Source organism: Paenibacillus oceani, from assembly GCF_014705615.1.
GTDB classification, from domain to species: domain Bacteria; phylum Bacillota; class Bacilli; order Paenibacillales; family NBRC-103111; genus Paenibacillus_AB; species Paenibacillus_AB oceani.
The window spans coordinates 1-4,331 of the sequence record NZ_JACXJA010000082.1 but is presented as its reverse complement, the minus strand read 5'-3'; the positions used below and the strand labels follow the sequence as shown (position 1 = coordinate 4,331).

Below are 4,331 nucleotides of genomic sequence, written 5' to 3'. Positions count from 1 at the left end.
AATCCCCCTACGCAAGTAGGAGGATGGATACGCCGGAGGGTATAGGGAATCCCTTGCCCCATCTGCCTCGGCGAATGCCGAGAGGCTACAAACGTAACTGGGAGGGACTAAAATGAAAACTCTGGAAAGCAGGCTTGAAAAACGAGTGGGTTCAATTTTTATCCACGTTTCGGACATGAAACGAGCAGTGGAATGGTATAGCCGTGTGTTTGACTTGCCATACAATGATGACTATATTGAGGGGCGGCTATCTACAATTTATAACTTGCCATTCAAAGGTACCGGAGTTTTGCTTGATTCAAATCATGGAGCAGCACCATCACCCCAACCTATAATGTTTTTTAAAACTGATGATATTTGGCATACCCTCCAGTTTCTAAAGAAATCAGGGATTACGGTACATAAAGAGATACTAGAAGACAACATCGTTATTATTGAAGACCCTGACGGGAACCGTTTGACGGCAATTCAAATGTAACATTGTTCAACTAACGAAGACAAGAGTTCAGCGGTGGAACCGATCCATCGCTTGTTTGCATTGCTTGAACTCCGCTCCGCTAACTGGCAGTTTAGTGGAATAACCTTGGGGTACTTTTTCTCTTCTTGAAGTCGTAAAAACCAATATATGTTACAACAGGGAAATTTTTATCTTATGATATAAATTGGAGGTGAATTACTTGTGAAAATAAAATCTGTGGTTCTTTTGATACTTGTAGGTTTGTTTCTCGGGGGTTGCAAAGATGATCAATTGAGTATTTTGGAAGAAGAGAAAAAACAATGGGGCTTAAAAGAAGAGACATATCTAAAAGATATTGAAGAACTGAAGAAAACAAATGATTTGCTTAGTGAAAAGTTGAATGTGATCCAAACCACTCCTCAATTATCATTGGAACAATTGCTTTACGAAGATGTCATGGACATTTATGAAAAATATCCGTGGTTGCAAGTAAATCGAAATGAGATGATCTTGAACAAAGTGACCATAGGCAGATATATAAATGATCCTAAAGCGATCACTGTTACCGATCCTCTCATTCTGAAGAATGTTCCATTTTTGTTGCTTGTTGAACATCGTTATTTTGGAGGTTTTCCTAGCGGATACCAATCTGAAGTGGGAGAGTACACTTACACATTGCATACAGAGACTGATGAACACCAAGTTCAAGTAATCGGACGGGGATTAATAGCCATTGGCGAAGATCGTCTTAAAGTGTCGAATGGAATTCACAAACTAGCTGAGGCTTTTGTTAAAAGTGAAAACGATTACGGAAATCATATCTTCACAAAAATACAAAATAGCGGTTTAATGGTCGGTCAAAAACAGCACACCTATGCCCTGTTTAGTGAATTTAGGATCAAGGGTGTAGCTTCAGTGCTTTCAGAAGGTGTTTTTTTGAAACATAAACCAGTTGGAGAGGTAGATGAATTACTGGAGACCATTACTTTCTATTATCAAGGTGAAGAAATAATTATGCATTTGTATCCTGATTATATCCATTTGATCGAGGGTGACAAACAACATTGGTTAGAAATGGAAAAAGGTGGACAAACTATTTTGTCATTTTTATCTGCTGGATAATGTTACACTAACGGGTACGATAGCCAAATCAAGAACTGGCGCCGCAGCGACCTACTCCTGATCGTTGAAGAAACGGGCAGGATTGTACAGTGATGATGTTGAATATGGTTTAAAAAGCGAGCATCTCGAGGTGGGAAATTGGAGATTCGTATTTTGGATTCGGAAGACGCCGCGATTTATCGTGAGTTAAGATTAAAGTCTCTGAAGGAAAACCCTGAGGCATTTTTAACTACATATGAAATTGAGAAAGACAAACCAATTGAGCAACTACAACGTAATCTCATTGCTCCTAATAACCGATTTACTTTAGGTGCTTTTATCAATAATGAGCTCGTTGGTATCGTAACATTTGTAAGAGAAAGTAATCCCAAAATTGTACATAAGGGCAATATCTATGCTATGTATGTTTCACCTGAATTTCGAGAAAAAGGAATAGGTAAATCATTGATTCAAGAATTGGTCATTAGGGCGAAACAGTATGATGGACTTGAACAGATTAACCTCACAGTCATCACAAATCATATCGCGGCAAAGCGACTTTATGAAACTATCGGTTTTGTCACTTATGGAATTGAGCGAAATGCTCTAAAGACTGAATGTCAATATTGGGATGAATATTTAATGGTCTTACGATTGAACTCCCATGAAAATTAAATCCTCGAAAAACCTCAAAAAAAGTACCAAGGCTGAAAATAAAGATGAGGCTGGTGCAGCAACCAGAGTAGGATTAATCTCCCATGAGTGCTTCCCAAAAGGGAGCGACCATCTGTGATGGACCGTGGTTGCTCGAATCAGACTAACGGATGGGCTCTACGGCACCATAGTTCATTGACCTTCCTCTCCCAGCCAGAGTAGCAGTGTGGACAGATTCTAACCATTTTCATCATCTTTGGTGCGGCACTTGCGCTGCATGTATGGCTAACGGGTACTCCGCTAACGGAGTACGATAGCTCGATTGTTATCTGACGGCAGCCGGCCAAAAGGTTCGGCTGCCGTCGTTGCGAATGGGCAGTTTAACCCCAATATGTGGTATCATATGTTGAGTAATTTAATAAATCCCTTTTGTTTCCATTGAAGGAGGTAATAAGTTGATGAGTAGAAAGATGGCATTCGTCCTATTACTAATTTCATTTTTATTAACAGTATCTTGTACTAAGATAACAAGCATAGATATTGGCGAAGCAGTAGTAAAAGCCGAGGACTCTTTTAGAAAACTTGATGGGATAGATACTACAGCATCTTCGTTTAATGGTGAAAAAGATGTTAAATTCAGACTTATGATTAAGGGGAATCTTACAGAAGCTGAAGCAAATAAGTTATTCAGACGCATATTGGATACTATTGCCGAATTTTCGAATCGTCCAAATGTTTGGGATTATTACAATGGTTACTTTGATGTTAAGAATTATGACCATGGTATCCTTTATGAAGGATCGAAGCTGATTGGTGAAGATTTAAAGGTCCAGTCGAAGTGAAAATTCTATTTCGCTAACGGAGAACGATAGAGGGGGAGCTCCTATGCGGCAGCTCCTGTTTCATGTGTTGAAGACACCGGGCAGTTATGCGTTTTATTTTTCAAGGAGGCAAGTTTAATGCTCTATATATTTAGCGGGTTGCCAGGCACCGGGAAGTCCACGTTATCATCAGCTTTGGCTAGAGAGTTACAGGCAACGTATCTCCGGGTTGATGTCGTGGAGCAGGCTATGCGGGCTGCTGGAACGTGGGTTGATGGACCTGCGGGTTACATCGTGTGTTATGCGATTGCATCGCAGAATCTCCGGTTGGGCCTCGACGTAATAGCAGATACGGTCAATCCGATCCAAGTAACGCGCCAAGCTTGGCGCAATGTGGCGGTATCTCTTGAAGCTCCGTTTGTGGAAATCGAAGTGATATGCTCTGACGATCGTGAACACAGGCATCGAATCGAAACGCGTGTAGCCGATATTCCTGGCTTAGCTCTACCCACGTGGGAGAAAGTCAGGAACCGACAGTACGATGTTTGGGACCGTGATCATATCGTCATCGACACAGCTCACCAAACTGTGGCCGAAAGCTTGAAAACGTTGTGTGAACAGTTGGATCGGGAGCGTAGAAAATTTTATTGATTGCACGATAGCATCATGACGACAGGCTGCCGGCATCGGCAGCCTGCTCCGCTAACAGGGCAGATTTCCTCAACGGTACTACCAAGCGAAGGAGAATTATATTATCATCGACATGCTGACTTTTTTGTGCAGAAAATGCACGGTAATCATTTTCAATCTACCTTAAATTTATCATGAAAGGAGGGGAAACGATGGATTGGTTGGACAGGATGAAGAACGCCATGGAATATATCGAAACAAATCTATCGGATATTATCACATATGATGAAATAGCGCAGAGAGCCTGTTGCTCAACTTATCATTTTCAACGAATGTTTCCGTTTATTACTGGAGTATCACTCTCTGAGTACATTCGGCGTCGACGGCTGACATTAGCAGCATTTGAACTGCAGACAACAGAAGCTAAGGTTATTGATGTAGCTATGAAATATGGATACGAATCGCCAGAAGCGTTTGCACGGGCGTTTAAGAACCTTCATGGGGTCATGCCGATATCTGCGCGCGATAAAGGCGTTTCTCTAAAAGCCTATCCTCGAATGTCCTTTCATATTTCAATAAAAGGAGCCATTCCTGTAATGAAGTAATTTGAGCTTTGAACGAAGAAAGCGCCTCTAGTATACTGGGAAACGTTCCGGCAAGAACAATCC

At 41.3% G+C, this 4,331-nt stretch carries 5 protein-coding genes and 1 pseudogene; all 6 read left to right on the top strand.

The annotated features are described in order from the left end of the window. Positions 1-112 precede the first annotated feature (112 nt). Positions 113-478, top strand: coding sequence for a VOC family protein (locus IDH45_RS33665; protein ID WP_190932540.1), 366 nt, complete (start codon positions 113-115; stop codon positions 476-478). 201 nt (positions 479-679) lie between these two features. Next, complete coding sequence (locus IDH45_RS33660; protein WP_190932539.1) at positions 680-1,579, top strand: hypothetical protein; 900 nt, start codon at positions 680-682, stop codon at positions 1,577-1,579. Positions 1,580-1,732: 153 nt separating this feature from the next. After that, on the top strand, positions 1,733-2,233 hold the full coding sequence (locus IDH45_RS33655; RefSeq protein ID WP_263364930.1) for a GNAT family N-acetyltransferase: 501 nt from the start codon (positions 1,733-1,735) through the stop codon (positions 2,231-2,233). A 437-nt stretch (positions 2,234-2,670) separates the two neighbouring features. Beyond that, the gene (locus IDH45_RS33650) at positions 2,671-3,054 is read left to right on the top strand and encodes an IolE/MocC family protein (RefSeq protein ID WP_190932537.1); all 384 of its coding nucleotides are present in this window, start codon (positions 2,671-2,673) and stop codon (positions 3,052-3,054) included. Between the two features lie 117 nt (positions 3,055-3,171). Continuing rightward, positions 3,172-3,684 carry an AAA family ATPase gene (locus tag IDH45_RS33645; RefSeq protein ID WP_190932536.1) on the top strand — a complete coding sequence of 171 codons (513 nt, stop codon included), beginning with the start codon at positions 3,172-3,174 and terminating at the stop codon, positions 3,682-3,684. Positions 3,685-3,875: 191 nt separating this feature from the next. Then, a pseudogene (locus IDH45_RS33640) lies at positions 3,876-4,253 on the top strand (helix-turn-helix transcriptional regulator); the annotation flags it as partial. Positions 4,254-4,331 lie beyond the last annotated feature (78 nt).